Source organism: Roseivivax isoporae LMG 25204, from assembly GCF_000521865.1.
Classification (GTDB): domain Bacteria; phylum Pseudomonadota; class Alphaproteobacteria; order Rhodobacterales; family Rhodobacteraceae; genus Roseivivax; species Roseivivax isoporae.
In genome coordinates, this window is record NZ_JAME01000006.1 from 62,532 (window position 1) to 81,525 (window position 18,994).

The 18,994-nt window shown below is 71.2% G+C and carries 21 protein-coding genes; 9 read left to right on the top strand and 12 right to left on the bottom strand.

Translation table 11 applies throughout. The features are described 5' to 3' along the window. Positions 1 to 33: 33 nt before the first annotated feature. The 8 genes from RISW2_RS05335 to RISW2_RS05370 all read right to left on the bottom strand — a co-directional run bounded on the left by RISW2_RS05335 (position 34) and on the right by RISW2_RS05370 (position 7,874). The gene (locus tag RISW2_RS05335) at positions 34 to 918 is read right to left on the bottom strand and encodes a DMT family transporter (protein WP_043767603.1); all 885 of its coding nucleotides are present in this window, start codon (positions 916 to 918) and stop codon (positions 34 to 36) included. A gap of 114 nt (positions 919 to 1,032) precedes the next feature. Beyond that, a complete protein-coding gene (locus tag RISW2_RS05340) occupies positions 1,033 to 2,238 on the bottom strand; it encodes an MFS transporter (protein WP_211238668.1) in 1,206 nt (401 codons plus the stop codon). A 181-nt stretch (positions 2,239 to 2,419) separates the two neighbouring features. After that, positions 2,420 to 2,863: a DUF4168 domain-containing protein gene (locus RISW2_RS24485; RefSeq protein ID WP_043767606.1), complete on the bottom strand. Its 444-nt coding sequence runs from the start codon at positions 2,861 to 2,863 to the stop codon at positions 2,420 to 2,422. A 166-nt stretch (positions 2,864 to 3,029) separates the two neighbouring features. Then, positions 3,030 to 3,647, bottom strand: a complete 618-nt coding sequence (locus RISW2_RS05350) for a (d)CMP kinase (protein WP_043767609.1) — start codon at positions 3,645 to 3,647, stop codon at positions 3,030 to 3,032. Positions 3,648 to 3,718: 71 nt separating this feature from the next. Beyond that, positions 3,719 to 5,068: a 3-phosphoshikimate 1-carboxyvinyltransferase gene (gene aroA / locus RISW2_RS05355; protein WP_043767612.1), complete on the bottom strand. Its 1,350-nt coding sequence runs from the start codon at positions 5,066 to 5,068 to the stop codon at positions 3,719 to 3,721. A 69-nt stretch (positions 5,069 to 5,137) separates the two neighbouring features. Further along, positions 5,138 to 5,851: a tRNA (guanine(46)-N(7))-methyltransferase TrmB gene (trmB, locus tag RISW2_RS05360; protein ID WP_043767616.1), complete on the bottom strand. Its 714-nt coding sequence runs from the start codon at positions 5,849 to 5,851 to the stop codon at positions 5,138 to 5,140. A 50-nt stretch (positions 5,852 to 5,901) separates the two neighbouring features. Further along, complete coding sequence (locus RISW2_RS05365; protein WP_043767619.1) at positions 5,902 to 6,810, bottom strand: DMT family transporter; 909 nt, start codon at positions 6,808 to 6,810, stop codon at positions 5,902 to 5,904. Between the two features lie 20 nt (positions 6,811 to 6,830). After that, complete coding sequence (locus RISW2_RS05370; RefSeq protein ID WP_043767622.1) at positions 6,831 to 7,874, bottom strand: aldo/keto reductase; 1,044 nt, start codon at positions 7,872 to 7,874, stop codon at positions 6,831 to 6,833. Between the two features lie 188 nt (positions 7,875 to 8,062). Here RISW2_RS05370 and RISW2_RS05375 point away from each other — a divergent pair, with 188 nt between their 5' ends. Together RISW2_RS05375 and metG are read left to right on the top strand one after the other, a co-directional pair. Beyond that, complete coding sequence (locus RISW2_RS05375; RefSeq protein WP_051491825.1) at positions 8,063 to 8,674, top strand: ImuA family protein; 612 nt, start codon at positions 8,063 to 8,065, stop codon at positions 8,672 to 8,674. A gap of 79 nt (positions 8,675 to 8,753) precedes the next feature. Next, entirely contained in the window at positions 8,754 to 10,463 is a 1,710-nt protein-coding gene (gene metG, locus RISW2_RS05380; protein ID WP_043767626.1) for a methionine--tRNA ligase, read from the top strand. 56 nt (positions 10,464 to 10,519) lie between these two features. Here the strand turns inward: metG and RISW2_RS05385 are convergent, their stop codons facing one another. Then, positions 10,520 to 10,954: an FKBP-type peptidyl-prolyl cis-trans isomerase gene (locus tag RISW2_RS05385; RefSeq protein ID WP_043767628.1), complete on the bottom strand. Its 435-nt coding sequence runs from the start codon at positions 10,952 to 10,954 to the stop codon at positions 10,520 to 10,522. 340 nt (positions 10,955 to 11,294) lie between these two features. Between RISW2_RS05385 and RISW2_RS05390 the strand changes: the two genes are divergently transcribed. Continuing rightward, the gene (locus tag RISW2_RS05390; protein ID WP_043767631.1) at positions 11,295 to 11,858 is read left to right on the top strand and encodes a L,D-transpeptidase; all 564 of its coding nucleotides are present in this window, start codon (positions 11,295 to 11,297) and stop codon (positions 11,856 to 11,858) included. A gap of 146 nt (positions 11,859 to 12,004) precedes the next feature. Next, entirely contained in the window at positions 12,005 to 12,256 is a 252-nt protein-coding gene (locus tag RISW2_RS05395) for a hypothetical protein (protein ID WP_043767634.1), read from the top strand. Here RISW2_RS05395 and RISW2_RS05400 read toward each other — a convergent pair. Further along, positions 12,233 to 12,490: a hypothetical protein gene (locus RISW2_RS05400; RefSeq protein WP_043767635.1), complete on the bottom strand. Its 258-nt coding sequence runs from the start codon at positions 12,488 to 12,490 to the stop codon at positions 12,233 to 12,235. The genes RISW2_RS05395 and RISW2_RS05400 overlap by 24 nt on opposite strands. 279 nt (positions 12,491 to 12,769) lie before the next feature. Here RISW2_RS05400 and RISW2_RS05405 point away from each other — a divergent pair, with 279 nt between their 5' ends. After that, on the top strand, positions 12,770 to 12,976 hold the full coding sequence (locus RISW2_RS05405; RefSeq protein WP_043767637.1) for a cold-shock protein: 207 nt from the start codon (positions 12,770 to 12,772) through the stop codon (positions 12,974 to 12,976). A 94-nt stretch (positions 12,977 to 13,070) separates the two neighbouring features. Here the strand turns inward: RISW2_RS05405 and RISW2_RS05410 are convergent, their stop codons facing one another. Beyond that, on the bottom strand, positions 13,071 to 13,685 hold the full coding sequence (locus tag RISW2_RS05410) for an SOS response-associated peptidase (RefSeq protein ID WP_043767640.1): 615 nt from the start codon (positions 13,683 to 13,685) through the stop codon (positions 13,071 to 13,073). A 1-nt stretch (position 13,686) separates the two neighbouring features. After that, positions 13,687 to 14,346, bottom strand: coding sequence for an arylesterase (locus RISW2_RS05415; protein ID WP_051491816.1), 660 nt, complete (start codon positions 14,344 to 14,346; stop codon positions 13,687 to 13,689). A 20-nt stretch (positions 14,347 to 14,366) separates the two neighbouring features. Here RISW2_RS05415 and RISW2_RS05420 point away from each other — a divergent pair, with 20 nt between their 5' ends. The 4 genes from RISW2_RS05420 to RISW2_RS05435 all read left to right on the top strand — a co-directional run bounded on the left by RISW2_RS05420 (position 14,367) and on the right by RISW2_RS05435 (position 18,967). Next, positions 14,367 to 15,059: an ABC transporter ATP-binding protein gene (locus RISW2_RS05420; protein WP_043767642.1), complete on the top strand. Its 693-nt coding sequence runs from the start codon at positions 14,367 to 14,369 to the stop codon at positions 15,057 to 15,059. Then, on the top strand, positions 15,056 to 17,572 hold the full coding sequence (locus RISW2_RS05425) for an ABC transporter permease (RefSeq protein WP_043767645.1): 2,517 nt from the start codon (positions 15,056 to 15,058) through the stop codon (positions 17,570 to 17,572). The genes RISW2_RS05420 and RISW2_RS05425 overlap by 4 nt, the downstream gene beginning before the upstream one ends. Positions 17,573 to 17,692: 120 nt before the next feature. Beyond that, positions 17,693 to 18,589, top strand: coding sequence for an inositol monophosphatase family protein (locus tag RISW2_RS05430; RefSeq protein ID WP_051491817.1), 897 nt, complete (start codon positions 17,693 to 17,695; stop codon positions 18,587 to 18,589). Between the two features lie 75 nt (positions 18,590 to 18,664). Further along, entirely contained in the window at positions 18,665 to 18,967 is a 303-nt protein-coding gene (locus tag RISW2_RS05435; RefSeq protein WP_043767648.1) for an ATP-dependent Clp protease adaptor ClpS, read from the top strand. Positions 18,968 to 18,994: the final 27 nt, after the last annotated feature.

Genomic DNA, 18,994 nt, shown 5'->3' on the forward strand with positions numbered 1-18,994 from the left:
GCGTCCCGGGGCCCGCGCGCGCCGCGGGCCCCGTCATTCCGCCGGCGGCGGCACCTTCTGGGCCCGCGACAGCTGCACCGCGAGGATGCCGGCCGCGATGATCGCCACGCCCACGACGTCGAGGGCGCCCAGCGCCTCGCCGAGGAACGCGGCGGCGATGGCCACCCCGAAGAAGGGGTTGAGGAAGTGGAAGGTCGCGGCCTTGACCGCCCCGATGCGGTCGACGAGCAGGAACCACACGAGCGTCGCGATCACCCCGGGCACGATCGTGGTGTAGGCGAAGGCCCAGAAGAGCGTCCAGGACGGTTCGAACACCGGCTCCTCGAGGACCAGCGCGGGCAAGAGGAGCGCGGCGGCACCGACCAGCATCTGGTAGCCCACCACCATCAGCACGTTGCCCCCCGAGCTGGCCGAGCGCAGCGACAGGGTGGCGGTGGCCAGCGCCGCGGCGCCCAGCACGCAGAGCGCCACGCCCCCGAGGTCGACGCCGCCCGACAGCCGCGCCCCCATGATGACGACGACACCCGCGACCCCCGCGGCGAGGCCCGCGACGCCCAGCGCCGGCAGTCTCTGCCCGAGGACGGCCCAGCCGGCAAAGGCCACCATGAGCGGCATGGTCGAGGCGATGATCGCGGCGAGCGAGGCCTCGACGCTCTGCATCGCGACGAAGTTGAGGCCCAGATAGAGCGCGTTCTGGCAGATGCCGAAGACGAGGGTCGCGCGCCACTGCGCCCGCGTCAGGCCGAAGCCCTGACCGAGCGCGCGGGCGATCACGATGGCCAGGAGCCCCGAGATCAGGAAACGCAGCGACAGCGCGAAGAGCGGCGGCGCCGCGGTCACGATGATCCGCGCCGAGGTGAAGGCGGAGGACCACATCGCCGCGAAGGCGAGGCCCATGAGGATGGCTTTGAGGTCCATGGCGGGGCTCCGGGTCGGTCGCCGCACCTGACCTGCCGGTTGCCGGAAGGTCAAGGCACTCGCCGCGGAGGGCAGCCTTGCACGCCACGCAACGGACGATTGCCCGGGCGCGGGCTAGGCTTCGGGCCGGCTTGCCGCTCCGGCCGCCGCAACGGGCCGGTCGTCGCTGCGGAGCGCGATCTCGGTCAGAGCGAGGCCGAGGCAGCCCGCCAGCAGGAACGCCCCTGCGACGACCGCGACCTCGCCCGCGTAGAAGCTGCCTGCGACGAGGGCGAAGAGCGCGGCGACGAGGCTCGACCCCGATGCCAGCAGCGACGAGCCGATGCCGGCCACGGCGCCGAGCGAGCGCATGGTCATGGCGTTCAGGTTGCCGAAGAGGATGCCGATCGCGAGGAAGACGGCGAGCCCGAGTCCCATGAAGGCCGCCAGCGGGAGCGGGCCCTCCGTCAGCGCGCAGGCGGCGAGCATTGCGGCGCTTGCAACGCACAGCCCGACGAAGCCGATGCGCGCCATGGCGTCGGCGCCGAACCGTTCGACAAACATCCCGTTGGCGTAGGACGCGAGACCGATGCCCGACGCGAGGATCGCGAAGAGGACCGGGAAGCCCGCGTCGACGCCGTAGGCATCGAAGAAGAGCTGCGCCGCGATGCCGAGGTAGAAGAGCTGCGCCCCGAACACGCAGCCCGTCGCGGCGATCAGGCCCACCACCCGCCGGTGCGCCAGGATGCGCGCGGCGTTCGCGAGGAGGATTCCCGGCCGGATCGGGATGCGCCGCTCCGGCGGCAGGGTCTCGGGGTGGCCGAGCATCATCCAGGCGCCGAGCCCGAGGGCGAGGACCAGGTACATCACGAACACCCCGCGCCAGCCTGCAACCGCGACGATGCCCTGCCCGAGCGCCGGCGCGACCATCGGCACGAGGATGAAGAGCGTGAACATGAACGACATCACGCGCGCCATGGCGTCGCCCTCGAACCGGTCGCGGATCATGGCGCGGGTCGCGATCTTGGGGCCGGCCACCCCCACGCCCTGCAGCACGCGGCCGAGGAGGACGCCCTCGAAGGACATGGCCGTCAGGGCGACCAGGGTGCCGAGGACGTAGACGCCCAGGCCCGCGACCAGCGCCGCCTTGCGCCCCACAGCATCGGACAGCGGGCCCATCACCAGTTCGCCGAAGACCATTCCGAAGACGAACAGCGACACCACGTGGTGCGCCTCGAGCGGAGGGTGCGCCCCGAGGGAGCTCTCGATGGCACGCAGGCCGGGCAGGATCGCGTCGATGCTCACGGCCGTGAGCGAGGTCATCAGCGCGTAGAGTACCAATCTGGTCCGTGCGCCGTCTCCGGGTATCGTTCTGTCGGGCAAGCGGCCTCCTGATAGCGCTAACACGCACCTGTGACAGAGCCCAGAATCGCCCGCATGTCCAGCGCTCGTGCCAAACGGAAAAAGGGCGGGGCCTTTTGCCCCGCCCAGCCCGGAATTCATTGAAGGGTGACCCTCGGGGTCAGCCCGCGTCTTCGGTCTGCATCTCCTGCAGGCGCTGCGCGATGCGCTGGTTCAGCTCCTGATCCATGGAGGCGGCACGGTTGATCGCCATGTAGTCGTCGAAGGTCAGGCCCTCGGTGTCCTCGATGGCGGTGCGCATCTCGGCGTTCGCTTCCTCGATCAGCGCCTGCTGCTCGGTCTCCTCCTCGACGGACTGGAGTTCGGCGGCGTACTGGTCGCGGATCTCGGTGATCTCCATCACTGCGGCGGCGAAGGCCTCGATCTGCGCGTCCTCGAAGACCGGGGCCTCGGGTGCCGTGGCCTCGGGCGCGGTCATCGTCTGCGGCGCGTCGGTCGCCGGCACGTCGGCCGAGGGGGACTGCTGCGCCACGGCAAAGCTGACCGGGGCAGCCGCCAGGGCGGCAGCGAGCGTTGCGGCGGTGATCTTGCGCTTCTGGAACATGAGCGCTCCTTTCTCTGGTTTCGCGTGTGTGTCGCGTTGACCACGGGACGCGGGGGTCGCGCCCGATGCCCTGCACGTAGGGGCTCCTGCGGCAGGCTGCAAAACCGTCAGCGAATTCTTGCGATCGGGCGTCCCGCGTGCGGCACCGATCCGCCGCAGGTCCCGGTCAGCCGGGCGCGCCCGCCTTCTGTACGACGTCGATGGCCGCGGCGACGGCGGCCTCGATGTCCATCTGCGTGGTGTCGAGCGCGACCGCATCCGGCGCGGGCTTGAGCGGCGCGTCCGAGCGCGCGGAATCGCGCGCGTCGCGCGCCATCACGTCGTCCAGCACTTCGGCGAGCGTGGTCTCGTGGCCCTTCGCGGCAAGTTCGCGGAACCGGCGTTCGGCCCGCACCTCGGTCGACGCGGTGACGAACAGCTTCGCCTCGGCCTCGGGGCAGATCACCGTGCCGATGTCCCGCCCGTCGAGGACGGCCCCCCCAGCCCTGCGCGCGAAGGCGCGCTGGAAGTCGAGAAGCGCCGCGCGCACGTCGGGCATCGCCGCGACCTTGGAGGCCGCCTGCCCCACCGCCTGACTGCGCAGCGCGTCGGCATCGGCCACGTCCTCGGGCGTCAGCGCGCGCGCCGCGGTCACCGGGTCGGTACCCTCGAGCATCTGCCGGCCGACCGCGCGGTAGAGGAGCCCCGTATCGAGATGGGCGAACCCGAAATGCGCGGCGAGCCTGCGCGAGATCGTGCCCTTGCCCGAGGCCGCGGGACCGTCGACTGCGATGGTGAACGCCATGGAAAACCCTCCTGAGCGCCGTTGCTAGCGGACGTGTCCCGCGCGGGCAACCGCAACGGGGGGTTTCCGGGTCAGGCGCCGCCGCGCGCGATGCGGGCGCCGAGCGCCGTCATCAGCGGCTCGAAGACCGGGAAGGACGTGGCGATGGGCCCCGCGTCGTCGACCGTGATCCGCGCCTGCGCCGCAAGTCCCAGCACGAGGAACGACATGGCGATGCGGTGGTCGAGCCGGCTTTCCACCGTGGCTCCGCCCGGCACGCCGCCCGCGCCGCGGCCCGTCACCGCCCACCAGTCCTCGCCCTCCTCGACCTCGACGCCGCAGGCCCGCAGGCCCTTCGCCATGGCGTCGATGCGGTCGCTTTCCTTGACGCGCAGCTCGCGCACGCCGGTCATGAGGGTGCGGCCCTCGGCACAGGCGGCGACCGCAGAAAGCACGGGATATTCGTCGATCATCGACGCCGCGCGCTCGGGCGGCACCTCGATGCCCTTCATGCCGGGCGAGAAGCGCGCGCGCAGGTCGGCGACGGGCTCGCCGCCCTCCTCGCGCGGGTTCTCGAAGGTCAGGTCGGCGCCCATCTCCTGCAGCGTGGTGAAGAGACCCGCGCGCGTCGGGTTGAGCCCGATATTCGGCACGAGCACGTCCGACCCCTCGGTGATGAGCGCGGCGCAGACGGGAAAGGCCGCCGAGGAGGGGTCGCGCGGCACGACGATCTCCTGCGGGCGAAGCTCGGGCTGCCCGGTCAGCGTGATGACGCGGCCCTCGTCGGTGTCCTCGACGCGCACCTCGGCGCCGAAGCCCGCGAGCATGCGCTCGGAATGGTCGCGCGTCGCCTCGCGCTCGATCACCACCGTCTCGCCCGGCGCGTTGAGACCGGCGAGCAGCACGGCGGATTTCACCTGCGCGGACGGCACCGGCACGGCGTAGCGCACGGGCAGCGGGTCCGATGCGCCGAGGATGGTCATGGGCAGCCGCCCGCCCGAGCGCCCGAAGGCCTGCGCGCCGAACAGCGCCAGCGGGTCGGTCACCCGTGCCATGGGCCGGCCGTTGAGGCTCGCGTCGCCGGTAAAGGTCGCGGCGATGCCGGTCGTGGCCATGGCGCCCATGATGAGCCGCACGCCGGTGCCGGAGTTCCCGCAATCGATGACGTGGTCCGGCTCCTCGAAGCCGCCGACCCCGACGCCGTGCACGTGCCAGGTGTCGCCGCGCTTTTCGACCTCGGCGCCGAAGGACCGCATGGCGGCGGCGGTGTCGAGGACGTCCTGCCCCTCGAGAAGGCCCGTCACCTTCGTCTCGCCCACGGCGAGCGCGCCGAGGATGAGGCTGCGGTGCGAGATCGACTTGTCCCCCGGCACGTCCGCGGTCCCGGTGAGGGGGCCGGAGCGGTCGGAAGTCATGGGGATGGGCGCGCCGTGGCTCGACATGGGGCATTCCTCGGGTGGTTCCGGACCGCGCTTTAGCAAGCCCCCCGCCCGCCGTCCATCGCCCGCGCTCTAGCGCCGCGCGAAGGCCAGGTAATGCGGCACCCGCCCCTCGCGGAGCGCCTTCTGCTCGTAGCGGGTCGAGAGCCACCCGTCCCACGGCCTGCGCCAGTCCTCGGGACCCTCTGCCAGCCAGTCGAAGCCTGCGCGCGGCACCTCGACCAGCGTCTGGCGCACGTAGTCCGGGATGTCGGTCGCAACGCGCAGCTCCGCGCCGGGCGTCATGACGCGGTGCAGGGGCGCGAGATGTTCCTCGGTGACGAAGCGGCGGCGGTGATGGCGCGCCTTGGGCCAGGGGTCGGGATAGAGGAGGTAGGTCCGCGCCACGCTGCCCGCGGACAGAACGTCGAAGAGGTCGCGCGCATCGCCCGGATGGAGGCGCACGTTGTCCGCCCCGCTGTCGCGCAGCTTGCCGAGCAGCATCGCCACGCCGTTCACGAAGGGCTCGCAGCCGATGAAGCCCACTTCGGGATGACGCTCGGCCAGGTGAACGAGATGCTCGCCGCCGCCGAAGCCGATCTCGAGCCAGACCGGCCGGTCGCCGAAGACCGAGACGAGGTCGAGCGGCGCGCGCCCGGGATTCTCCTCCCAGCCGACGCCCTGCAGCGCCAGCCGCGGCAGGTCCTCCTCGAGGTAGCGCTCCTGCATGGGGCGCAGGGTCTTGCCGCGGAAGCGTCCGTAGAAGTTGCGCCAGGGCGCGCCGCTCGCATGTCGTGTCTCGGTCATGGGCCGGGCGCTTACCGGGCCGCGCGGCCGCTGGCAACAGCCCCGAACGGTCAGGCGAGCGCCACCAGCGTCAGAATGGACAGGGTGAGGACGGCGATGCCCGCGCCCTCGCGCCGCGTGATCCGTTCGCCGAAGAAGACCGCGCCGGCGAGGATGGACAGGATCACCTCGACCTGGCCCAGTGCCTGCACGTAGGCCGCGCGTTCGAGCGTGTAGGCGGTGAACCAGCAGACCGAGCCGGCCATGGACGACAGCCCGATCAGCGCGCCGGTGCGCCGCGCCGCCCAGACGCGGGTCAGTTCGCCGGGCGCGGAAAGCCTGAGCCAGAGCCCCACGCCCGCCGTCTGCACCAGCGTGACGACGGCAAGCGTCGCCGCGGCCCGCAGGAAGGGGTCGTCGCTGTCGACCGCGAGCGTCGCGCCGCGCACGCCGATCGCCGCCACCGCGAAGAGGAAGCCCGCCGCGAGGCCGAGCGCCAGGACCCGCGGCCCGATGCCCGCGGCCCAGGCCCGCGCGCCCCCGTCCTTCGGAGGGTCGGACAAAAGCACGACTCCCGCGACGCCCACCGCGATCGCGGCCCAGCCCCACGCCGACAGGGGCTCGCCCAGGACGACGAGGCCCATGAGCGCGGTCTGGATCACCGTCGTCTTCATCAGCGCGATACCGACGGCGAAGTGGCGCTGCCGGAACAGCGCGATCATGCAGAGCGTCGCCAGCACCTGCCCGAGCGCGCCGGCGAGCGCGAAGCGCCAGAAGCCGGGCCCGAGCGCCGGCACCGCGGCACCGGTCCAGACGAGCCAGGCGCAGAGCGTCAGCAGCGCGAAGGGAAACCCGAAGGCGAAGCGCGCGAAGGTCGACCCGCCGTTGCTGAGCCCGCCGAGGCTCAGCACCTTGTGGAGCGCGAACCGCAGGGTCTGCAGCGTCGCGGCCACGAGGGTGAAGAGGATCCAGGCCTCCATGGGCGCCGCGCTCCGGGCCCTCAGTAGGGCGCGGGATGCGCCCGGTGCACCGTGTCGAGCGCCTGCGCAAGCTCGGCGGTCACGGTGAGGTCGGCCGCGCCCAGCGCGTGTTCGAGCTGCTCGAGCGTCGTGGCGCCGAGGATCGAGGAGGCGACGAAGGACCTGCGCGCCGACCAGGCGAGCGCCATCTGCACCGGGTCGAGCCCGAAGTCCCGGGCGACCTGCAGGTAGGCATCGACCGCGGGGAACACCCGGTCGGTCTTGCGCCCCCCGAGATTGCCGTTGAGCGACATGCGGCTGCCGTCGGGCACGGCGCCGCCCTGGTACTTGCCGGTCAGGAGCCCCGCCCCGAGCGGCGAATAGGGCAGAAGGCCCACGCCCTCGTTCACCAGGAGCTCGGCGAGGTCGGTGTCGGCGTGCCGGTAGAGCAGCGAGTACTCGTTCTGCACCGACACGACTTCGGGGGTGCCGGTCTCGCGGGCGATCCGCAGCCATTCCGCGGTGCCCCAGGTCGATTCGTTCGACAGGCCGAAATGCCGGATGGTGCCGCGCGCCACCTCGTCCGAGAGCGCGCCGAGAAGATCCGTCATGTGCTGGCGCGTCGCCGCGCGGTCCTGTTCCCAGGGCGCGAAGGTCCAGGTCTGGCGGAAGGCGTAGCTGCCGCGGTTCGGCCAGTGCAGCTGGTAGAGGTCGATCACGTCGGTCCGGAGCCGCCGGAGCGACCCCTCGAGCGCCTGCCGCAGCGTGTCGGGGGTGACGTCCGCGCCGTCGCGCACGGCCTCGGACCCGGCCCCCGTCACCTTGGTGTCGAGGATCCACTCGTCGCGCCGGCCGGTGCGGGCGAACCAGTCGCCGATGATCTCCTCGGTGCGGCCCACCGTCTCTTTCGCGACGGGGTTGACCGGGTACATCTCGGCCGCGTCCATGAAGTTGATGCCCGCCTCGCGCGCCCGCTCGATCTGGGCATGGGCGTCGTCGGCGGGGGTCTGGTTGCCGTAGGTCATGGTACCGAGGCAGAGCTCGGAAACGGAAAGGCCGGTCCGGCCGAGCGGTCGCATCTTCATGTGGTCGTGGTCTCCCGGGCAACGCGTAACGGAAACGGGGGCGTGCTGGGCCGCCCTTTCTGCGGGTGGACTAGCGAACGCCGCCCGGTGCGACAACGCGATAATGCCGCCCACGGGGCAAGCCCGCTCCTGCATCGCCGCGACAGCGCAGGTTGAGAACATTTGACGAACACCCTATGATGCGCTCCATGACCGCCGCGATCCTGTCCCGCCGCCCGCATGCCCCGCCACCCGCGCTGACGCTCTGGGGCGAGGTGACGCTGCCGCTCTCGCGGGTGCACGAGATCTGCGGCAGGGCACGACGCACGCTGGCCCTGCGGATCGCGGCCCGGGCGGGGGCGCCGGTCCTGTGGATCGCCCCCGACTGGTGCGACGCGCCGCTCAATCCCGACGGCATCGCCGGGATCATGCCGCCGCGCGACATGGTCTTCGTCACGCCGCGGCGGGCCGAGGACCTGCTCTGGGCGATGGAGGAGGCGCTGCGGGCGGGGGCCGCGCCGGTGGTGGTGGCCGACCTGCCCGAACCGCCGCCGCTGACGCCGGTGCGTCGGCTGCACCTCGCAGCGGAGGCCGGGACGGGGCACGGGCTCTGCCGGCCGCTCGGCCTGCTGCTGACCCCCGGGGAGGGCGGCGCGCCGGGAGTCGAGACGCGGTTCCGGATGGAGCCCGACCACGCGCCGGGCGCCGACCGCTGGCAGATCGCGCGACTGCGCGCGCGCATGGCCCCGCCGCGGGCCTGGACGCTCGAGGGCGAGGAGACGCTGCACCCCCTGCCCTCGAGCGTCGCGCTTTCGCAGTGACGGACCCGGCCACTGGCAGAGGCCGGACGCATCCGATAAGGGAGGGCGCGACACGCCTGACCCCGAGCGAGCGAGACGCATGGCCCGACACCTGATCACCTCGGCGATCCCCTACATCAACGGGATCAAGCACCTCGGAAACCTCGTGGGCAGCCAGCTTCCCGCCGACCTGTACGCCCGCTACCTGCGCGCGCGCGGCCACGAGGTGCTGTTCCTCTGCGCCACCGACGAGCACGGCACGCCCGCCGAGCTCGCCGCGGCCAAGGCCGGCAAGCCCGTGGACGAGTACTGCGCCGAGATGCACGCGGTGCAGGCCGGGATCGCCCGGGGCTTCCGGCTGTCCTTCGACCATTTCGGCCGCTCGTCGAGCCCGCAGAACCACCGCCTGACCCAGCATTTCGCGGCGCGACTCGACGAGGCGGGCCTCATCCGCGAAGTCTCCGAGACGCAGATGTATTCGCCGCAGGACGGCCGCTTCCTGCCGGACCGCTACATCGAGGGCACCTGCCCCAATTGCGGCTTCGAGAGCGCCCGCGGCGACCAGTGCGACAACTGCACCAAGCAGCTCGACCCCGTCGACCTCATCGACCCGCGCTCGACCATCTCGGGCGCGACCGACCTCGAGATGCGCGAGACCAAGCACCTGTTCCTGCGCCAGTCGGCGATGAAGGAGCGGCTCGCGGACTGGATCGACGGCAAGACCGACTGGCCCGTGCTCACCACCTCCATCGCCAAGAAATGGCTGAACGACGGCGACGGCCTGCAGGACCGCGGCATCACCCGGGACCTCGACTGGGGCGTGCCGGTGCAGAAGGGCGACGCGCCCTGGCCGGGCATGGAAGGCAAGGTGTTCTACGTCTGGTTCGACGCGCCCATCGAGTACATCGCCTGCGCGCAGGAATGGGTCGATGCCGGCAAGGGCACCGACTGGGAACGCTGGTGGCGCACCGACAAGGGCGCCGACGACGTGCGCTACACGCAGTTCATGGGCAAGGACAACGTGCCCTTCCACACCCTGTCGTTCCCCGCGACCATCCTCGGCTCGGGCGAGCCGTGGAAGCTCGTCGACTACATCAAGTCGTTCAACTACCTGAACTACGAGGGCGGGCAGTTCTCGACCTCGCGCGGGCGCGGCGTGTTCATGGACCAGGCGCTCGAGGTCCTGCCGGCGGATTACTGGCGCTGGTGGCTGCTGTCCCACGCCCCCGAGAACGCCGACGCGGAATTCACCTGGGAGAACTTCCAGGCCTCGGTGAACAAGGACCTCGCGGATGTGCTCGGCAACTTCGCGAGCCGCGTCACCAAGTTCTGTCGCTCGAAATTCGGCGAGGTCGTGCCCGAGGGCGGTGCCTGGGGCGAGCGCGAGCAGGCGCTGGTGCGCGACCTGACCGACGGCCTTGCCGCCTACACGCGGCAGATGGAGGCGATCGAGGTCCGCAAGGCGGCCGCGAGCCTGCGCGGGCTCTGGGTGCTCGGGAACGAGTACCTGCAGGAGGCCGCGCCGTGGTCGACCTTCAAGACCGACCCGGAAACGGCGGCGATGCAGGTCCGGCTGGGTCTCAACCTGATCCGGTTCTACGCGGCGATCTCGGGCCCGTTCATTCCCGATGCCTGCGCGGAACTGCTGGCGGCGCTGAAGGCGGAAGACGCGGACTGGCCCGACGACATCGAGACCGCTTTGTCGACGCTCGCGCCCGGCCATGCCTTCAAGGTGCCGGACGTGACGTTCCGCAAGATCACCGACGCGGAACGCGAGGACTGGCAGACGCGCTTCGCCGGCGCCCGCTGAGGGCACCGGCGGCGCGGGGACCGGCCGTCCCTCGGGATGGCCGGCCGCACGCGGCCTCAGGCCGCCTTGATCTCGACGAGCTCGATGTCGAACGTCAGGTCCTGACCCGCGAGCGGGTGGTTCGCGTCGAGCGTGACCTCGGTGTCGGTGACACCGGCCACGACCACGGGCATCACCTGGCCGTTCGGCGTCTGCACCTGCAGCTGCGTGCCCGGATCGAGCGGGATGTCGTCGGGGATCTCGCTGCGCGGCACGTTCTGGCGCGCCTCGGGGTTCGGCTCGCCATAGGCTTCCGCCGCGGGGACCTCGACCTTCTTGGTGTCGCCGACGGTCATGCCCGGCATCGCCCGGTCCAGGCCCGGGATGATCTGGCCGGAGCCCACGGTGAATTCCAGCGGATCGCGGCCGGCGCTCGAATCGAACGTGGAGCCGTCCTTGAGGGTGCCGGTATAGTGGATGCGGACGGTGTCACCCGTCTTGACTTCGGTCATGTATTTTCCAATCGCGTTCGGGAGGGTGGCTTGGACGAGGCCGCGCGGTGACGTCCCGGCGCAGGTACTCGTCGTCGTACACGGGGAATCGTAGTATCTGTGACCGCGATTTGCAAACGGACGGCCTGCCGGGACCGGCGTCGGGAGGCGCCTGCCCCGACGTGGCGTCAGCATGCCGCATCGGTCCGAAAGCGGGAAACCTCAGGCGTTTCGTGCGTTTGGATGCAGACGGGGTGTGGCGCAGGGGCCGCCCCCACGCGGGGTGCCGGCACGAGGAGATTGATTCCCGCGCCGGCTTCTGCACAAGACTTTTGCTGTCCGGAACGGAAAGAGTGCTGCCATGATTTCTCGCCGACGTTTTCTCGCCGCGACCGCGGCGGGCCTCGCAACGCCTGCAGTGCTGCGCGCGCAGTCGAGCTTCCAGCTTGATCCGATCTACGCGCCGCAGCGCGTGAGTATCAAGCAGAGCCTGCCGCCGACGCAGATCCTCATCCTGCCGCGGGCGCATTTCCTATATTTCATCGACCAGCCCGGATCCGCGCTCCGCTACGGCGTGGGCGTCGGTCGCGCGGGGCTGGAATTTTCCGGCCGCGCCGTGATCGAGGTCAAGAAGGAATGGCCGACCTGGCGGCCGACCGACGAGATGATCGAGCGCGAGCCCCAGACCTACAGCCGCTTCAAGGACAACGAGTACGTCCAGCCGGGCGGGCCCGAGAACCCGCTGGGCGCGCGTGCGCTCTACCTCTTCCAGAACGGACGCGACACGTTCTACCGCATCCACGGCACGACGGAGCCGCAATCCATCGGACGCTCGGTGTCGAACGGCTGCATCCGGATGATCAACGACCACGTGATCGACCTCTACAACCGCGTGCCGATCGGCACGCCGGTCACGGTGCTCTGAGGCCCGTTAACCGGACTTCCGGAACGGCGGGAAAGACCGCCGTTCCGCACGTTTCGCGCCACATTTTCGCCCGCGTTCCACGGTCAATCTCGACCCCAAGGCGGCGGGCACCGTGTCCGCCGGGTACATGGTGGAGCACGGTTCGCATGGCACTCATGATGCTGATCGCGGGAAGCACCCTCGGGTTTGTCCTCGGCGGTCTGGGATACGTGGCTTTCGGCATCAGCATGCTCGAAGCCTTCTCGCTCTACGCCGGCACCGGCATCGCGGCGCTGTGTCTCGGCATGATCGCCAGCGTGGCCCGGTCGAATGCCGGCGATCCGCCGGACTATCCCGACCGGGTGGCGGTCACCGCCAACGGCTCCCTGCGGGTGTCAGAGCAGCACGTGTATCACTAGCAGGTTCGGCACGGCGAAGACCGCGGCGATGCAGAACAACTTTGCCGCGTGCGTCGCCTTCTGCAGCATCGCGCTTTCCTCGAGAACCGACCCGTAGGCCTGCGCCGCGTAGAACGCTGCACCACCCTGCCCCTTCTCGATGCGCTCCCGACGCACCAGCTGTTTGCGCAGCGTCGCGTACCGCTCCTTCATGCGTTCCGTGTCGTCCGCGCCGTAAATGTTCGATCCGTCCATCGTGCAAGCCTCGTCTGATCCCGCATGCCGCGTCCAAACCGTGCGACATGTCGAGCGTGTGACGTGGCGCAAGGCCGCCGACGGGCAAGCCCGGAGCCATCAAACCCTGCGTGATCGGGTGGGATTTTTCTTGCAAAATTGGCTCTGCGCGCGCATAGAAGCGCCCGCGACGTTACCACTATCGACCTGCTCCTCTTCAAGGTCCAGCGCTTCGATTTTGCACTGACCGAGCCGACCTGCCGCAATCCCGCGGGCAGTAACGTGACAGGAGTAGAGACGATGGCCACCGGCACCGTCAAATGGTTCAACACCACCAAGGGCTACGGCTTCATCGCCCCTGATGGCGGCGCGAAGGATGTCTTCGTGCACATCAGCGCGGTTGAGCGTTCGGGCCTCACCGGACTGAAGGACAACCAGAAGGTGACCTTCGACATCCAGTCCGGCCGTGACGGCCGCGAGTCGGCAGTCAACCTGGTGGTCGACTGATCCGGTAGACGCGTCACCCGCGCGGCGCGACCCGGCATTCTCGGAACGGGCGCCCCTTGGGCGCCCGTTTTTTGCGCGCCCTGCCCCCGCGGCGTCAGGCGGCGTTCGGGTCCTGCGTCCGCGCCACCGACAGCCGGCCCTCGGGCCACGGAACCATGAGGGCGCGCGCCTCCTCTTCCGCTCCGGCGATCCAGGCGTCGACGCAGTCCCGCGTCAGGATCACGCCCATCCGCTCATGCACCGGCGCGATATCGGCGTTGGGCGCGCAGGTCACGGTGGCGAATTGCGCGACCTCGACGCCGCCCGGGGCCTGCCAGACATCCCAGACCGCCGCCATCCAGAGGGTGTCCCCGCCGCTGTCGCGGATGGCCCAGGCGGTCTTGCGCCCGCGCGCGCCGGTCCATTCATACCAGCCGTCGACCGGCACGGCGGCGCGGTGCAGGCCCGCGAAGGCCGTCTTGTCGAACAGCGTCTCGGACCGCGCGTTGACCAGCGTCTCCATCACCGGGCGGCCGCGCGCGTTCCTGCGCCCCTGCGGGATAAGACCCCAACGCATGCGCCGGAACCCGCCTGCGGTCAGCGCCGTCACTTCCTGGCCGGGCGCGATGTTCGGGCGCGGGCCGTCGTCGGGACCGCCGGCGGGCGGCGCCATTCCCGCGGCCTGCGCGACCTCTGCCAGCGGCCGGGTCAGGAAGAGCCGGCCGGGCATGTCATTCCGCCCGCGACAGCAGGTCCTCGACCGAGGGACCCAGGGCATCGACGATGCGGCTGACACCGTCGGCGTTCGGGTGGATGCCGTCGGGCTGCATGAACCGCGTCATGGCGGACGGATCGCCCGATCCGAGCGCCGCAAAGAAATTCTCGTAATAGAGCGTGCCGTAGGCCTGCGAGAGTTCCGGGTAGATCGCCTCGAACATGCGCTCGTAGTCCGCGCCGTAATTGCGCGGCGCGTCGAGGCCCACGAGCAGCACCGGCACGCCGCGCGCCTCGGCGACGTCGAGGATCCCCTCGAGATTCGCGCGCGTGACCTCCGGGGCGATCCCGCGCAGCATGTCGTTGCCGCCGAGCGCCACGATCATCGCGTCGGTGTCCTCGCGCAGCGACCATTCCACGCGCGAGAGCCCGCCCGCGGTCGTGTCGCCCGACACGCCGGCGTTGATCACTTCCACGTCATGCCCGCGTGTGTCGAGCCAGTCCTGAAGCGTCGGAACGAAGCCCTGACCGTTCGGCAGGCCATAGCCCTGCGTCAGCGAATCGCCCAGCGCCACAACCTCGAGCGGATCGGCCGCGGCCGTTCCGCAGAGCAGCACCACCGCCAGCGCCGCCTTGCTGCCGTGGCGCAAGGCCCCATATCTGCACTCGTGCTTCATGACCGGGGTCCTCTGTTTTCATGCCTGATACCGTACTGTCCCTAAAAGATGTGACCCTGAGCCTGAGCGGCAATGCCGGGCCGGTGGAGATCCTGCACGGGATCTCGCTGGACGTGGCGGCAGGCGAGACGCTGGGACTGATCGGCCCCTCGGGGTCGGGCAAGTCGTCGCTCCTGATGATCATGGGCGGGCTCGAGCGGGCGACCGCCGGATCGGTGCACGCGCTGGGACAGGACCTGACGGCGATGGACGAGGATGCGCTCGCGCGCTTCCGTCGCGACAGCATGGGCGTGGTGTTCCAGTCCTTCCACCTGATCCCGACCATGACCGCGCTCGAGAACGTGGCGACCCCGCTGGAGCTGGCCGGTGCGAGGGATGCCTTCGACCGCGCGCGGGCCGAACTCGAATCGGTCGGCCTCGGTCACCGCGCCGACCACTACCCGAGCCAGATGTCGGGCGGCGAGCAGCAGCGGGTCGCGCTGGCCCGCGCCGCCGCGCCGCGTCCGCGCATCCTGCTCGCGGACGAGCCCACCGGCAACCTCGACGGCTCGACCGGCGACGCGATCATCGACCTGCTCTTCGGATTGCGCGACCGGCACGGGGCGACGCTCGTCCTCGTCACGCACGCGCCGGCGCTGGCCGAGCGCTGCGACCGGGTCGTGCGCCTGACCGACGGGCGGGTCGCCGACGCGCAGCTCCGGGCCGCGGAATGAGCCTCGCCACGGCCGCGACATTCGCCCGGCGCGAACTGCGCGGGGGCCTGAAGGGCTTCCGCATCTTCCTCGCCTGCCTCGCGCTCGGCGTCGCCGCGATCGCCGGCGTGGGCTCCGTCCGCTCCGCGATCCAGACCGGGCTCGAGGACCAGGGCGCGGTGCTCCTCGGCGGCGACGCGCAGGCGCAGTTCACCTACCGCTTCGCGACGGAGGAGGAACGCGCCTGGCTCGAGAGCATCTCGACCGAGATTTCCGAGGTCACCGACTTCCGGTCCATGGCGGTCGTGCCGAACGACGAGGGCGGCGCGCGCGCGCTGACGCAGGTCAAGTCGGTGGATGATGCCTATCCGCTCCTGGGCGAGGTGGTGCTGGCGCCCGAGATGCCGCTCGCCGAAGCGCTGGCCGACGACGGCGCGGTGATGGCGCCGATCCTCGCGGACCGGCTTGGGCTCGCCCCCGGCGACACGTTCCGCCTCGGCGACAAGGACTTCACGCTGCGCGCGACGCTCGAACGCGAACCGGACGATGCGGGCGGCGGCTTCGAGCTCGGCCCGCGGACGCTGGTGCGGACAGAGGCGCTCGAGGGCACGGGGCTCCTGTCGCCCGGCACGCTCTACGAGACGGAATACCGCGTGACGCTGCCGCCCGGCACCGACCTCGACGCGGTCAAGGCGGAGGCCGAGGCGCGCTACCGCGACAGCGGCATCCGCTGGCGCGACAGCCGCAACGGCGCGCCGGGCACCGCGCGCTTCGTCGACCGGCTGGGCGCGTTCCTTGTCCTCGTGGGCCTCTCGGGCCTCGCCGTGGGCGGTGTCGGCGTCTCGGCGGCGGTGCGCGCCTATCTTGCGCGCAAGACGTCGGTCATCGCCACCCTGCGCACCCTCGGGGCCACCCGCGCGACGATCTTCCAGACCTATTTCCTGCAGGTGGGGGCGCTCGCTCTGCTCGGCATCGCCATCGGGCTGGTGCTGGGCGCGGCACTGCCACTTCTCTTCGCGCCGCTGATCTCGGACGCGCTGCCGGTGCCCGCGCTCTTCGGCCTGCACCCGGCGCCGCTGATGGAGGCGGCGATCTACGGGGTACTGACCGCGCTCCTCTTCACCCTCTGGCCGCTCGCCCGGACCGAGGAAGTGCGCGCCGCGACGCTCTTCCGCGACGCGCTCGGGTCGGCGCGGCTCTTGCCCGCGCCGCGCTACGTGGCAGCGACCGTGGTCCTGCTCGTCCTTCTCGTGGGCATCGCCATGGCCTTTTCCGGGGCTTGGGATCTGACGCTCTGGACCGCCGGCGGCATCCTCGGGTCGCTGATCATCCTCGTTGCCGCGGCGGCGGGCCTGCGGTTCCTCGCCCGCCGCGCGGCGCCCGCCGCCCGCGGGCGTCCCGCATGGCGCTGGGCCCTCGGCGCCATCGGCGGCCCGCGCGAGGAGGCGTCGTCGGTGGTGCTGTCGCTGGGCCTCGGCCTCGCGGTCCTCGCGGCGATCGGCCAGATCGACGGCAACCTGCGCAGCGCCATCGCCCGTGACCTGCCCGAGGTGGCGCCGTCCTACTTCTTCGTCGACATCCAGAAGGACCAGATGCCACGCTTCCTCGAGATCGTGGAGGGGGATCCGGCGGTCGAGAAGGTGCAGTCTGCCCCGATGATGCGGGGCGTCGTCACCGAGATCAACGGAACACCGGCGACCGAGGTCGCGGGCGACCACTGGGTGATCCGCGGCGACCGCGGCATCACCTATGCCGAGACCCCGCCCGAGGACACGCGGATCACCGCCGGCGCCTGGTGGCCCGAGAATTACGACGGCCCGCCGCAGGTGAGCTTTGCCGAAGAGGAGGCCCGTGAGATCGGGCTCGACATCGGCGACGAGGTTACCGTGAACATCCTCGGCCGCGACATCACCGCCGAGATCACGTCGCTGCGGGTCGTCGATTTCTCGACCGCCGGTATCGGCTTCGTCATGGTGATGAACCCCTCGGCGCTCGAGGGCGCCCCGCACACCTTCATCTCGACCGTCTACGCCGACGCCTCGGCCGAAGCCGGCATCCTGCGCGACGTGGCCGAAGCGCTGCCGAACGTCACGGCGATCGGGGTGCGCGACGCCATCGACCGGGTCTCCGAACTCCTTGCCGGGGTGGCCGAGGCGGTACGTTGGGGCGCGGCGGCGACGCTCGTGACCGGGTTCCTGGTGCTGATCGGCGCCGCGGCGGCGGGCGAGCAGGCGCGCACCTACGAGGCGGCGCTGCTCAAGACGCTGGGCGCGGGACGCCGCAGCATCCTCGTGAGCTTCGCGCTGCGCTCGGCGCTGCTTGGCGCCGGCGCGGGCGTGGTGGCCATCGTCGCGGGCGTCCTTGGCGGCTGGGCGGTGTCGGTCTTCGTGATGGAGACGTCGTTCACGCCGGTCTGGTCCTCGGCCGTGGGCATCGTGGCGGGCGGCGTGGCCGCGACGCTCGGCGCGGGGCTCGCCTTTGCATGGCGGCCGCTGTCGGCCCGGCCGGCCCAGGTGCTGCGCGCGCGGGAATGACCTGCCCGCAGGTGCCGGTCCCGGCTTGAACCCGGGGCCGCCCGCGCCTAAGCCCGGAGCCGACGCCACCGCCGCCCGATGGCGGCCGACGCCACCCCGCCGAAAGGGACCCCGGACCGCATGCAAGACCGCACGCCCTCGACGCCCGCCGCAGCGAGCGGGCTGCCCGCGCCGCTCTCCTCGCGCATGACCCGCGCGCAGAAGGTTCAGGTGCTGAACCTCGTCCGGCGCGCCGCGCGCGCCGAGATCCTGCCACGCTTCCGGTCGCTGTCTGCGGCCGACATCGCGCAGAAGACCGGCCCGCAGGACCTCGTGACCGAAGCCGACCGCGCGGCGGAGCGCATGATCACGCGCGGCCTGCAGGCGCTCTGGCCCGACGCGCTGATCGTCGGCGAGGAGGAGGCATCGTCGCGGCCCGAACTCGTGTCCAGGATCGGCGACGCCGAGACGGGCTTCACCATCGACCCGGTGGACGGCACCTGGAACTTCGCCAACGGCCTGCCGCTGTTCGGCGTGATGGTGGCCATGACGCGCTACGGCGTCCCGGTCTTCGGGCTGATCTACGACCCGGTCATCGACGACTGCATCTGGGCCGAGGCGGGCGGCGCCGCGGAATTCGTGAAGGGCCAGCGCCGGCCGAAGCCGCTGTCGGTGTCCGCGGGCGGACAGATCGCCGACCTGTCGGGTTTCGCGGGGCTCTACCTCCTGCCGCAGGACAAGCAGGAGCGGTTCGCCGCCACCCTGCCCAGGCTGTCGCGGGCCGTGTCCATGCGCTGCGCGGCGCACGAGTTCCGCACCATGGCGCAGGGCGGCGTCGACTTCGTGCTGGCGGCCAAGGTCACGCCCTGGGACCACACGCCCGGCGCGCTGATCATCGAGCGCGCAGGCGGCCACGTGGCGATGCTGGACGGCACCGATTACCGCGCGGGCCGCACCGACGGCTACCTCCTGGCCGCCGCGGACCGGCCGACGTGGAACCGGCTGCGCGATCTCTGGTCGTTCCTCCTCGAAAGCTGAGGACGGCGCCGCGGCGCCACTGGACGCAGCAGGCGGGAATCAGGATCATTGCGGCGCATCCAAGCGGAGGCGCCCATGGACCAGATCGTCGAGAGGCGGACACGGACGCGGGTCCGGGCCGAACGGCCGAAGCTCTACAAGGTGATCCTGCTCAACGACGACTTCACGCCCCGCGCCTTCGTGGTGGGCGTGCTGAAGGGTGTCTTCCGCATGACCGAGGGCGAAGCCTACGGCGTCATGCTGACCGCCCACCGGCGCGGCGCCTGCGTCGTCGCGGTCTACACCCGCGAGGTCGCCGAGACCAAGACGCGGGCCGCGAACGCGCGCGGCCGCGCCGAGGGCTATCCGCTGGCATTCACGACCGAACGGGAAAGCTGAGGCCGGGACGCGCGCGCCCCGGCCCCC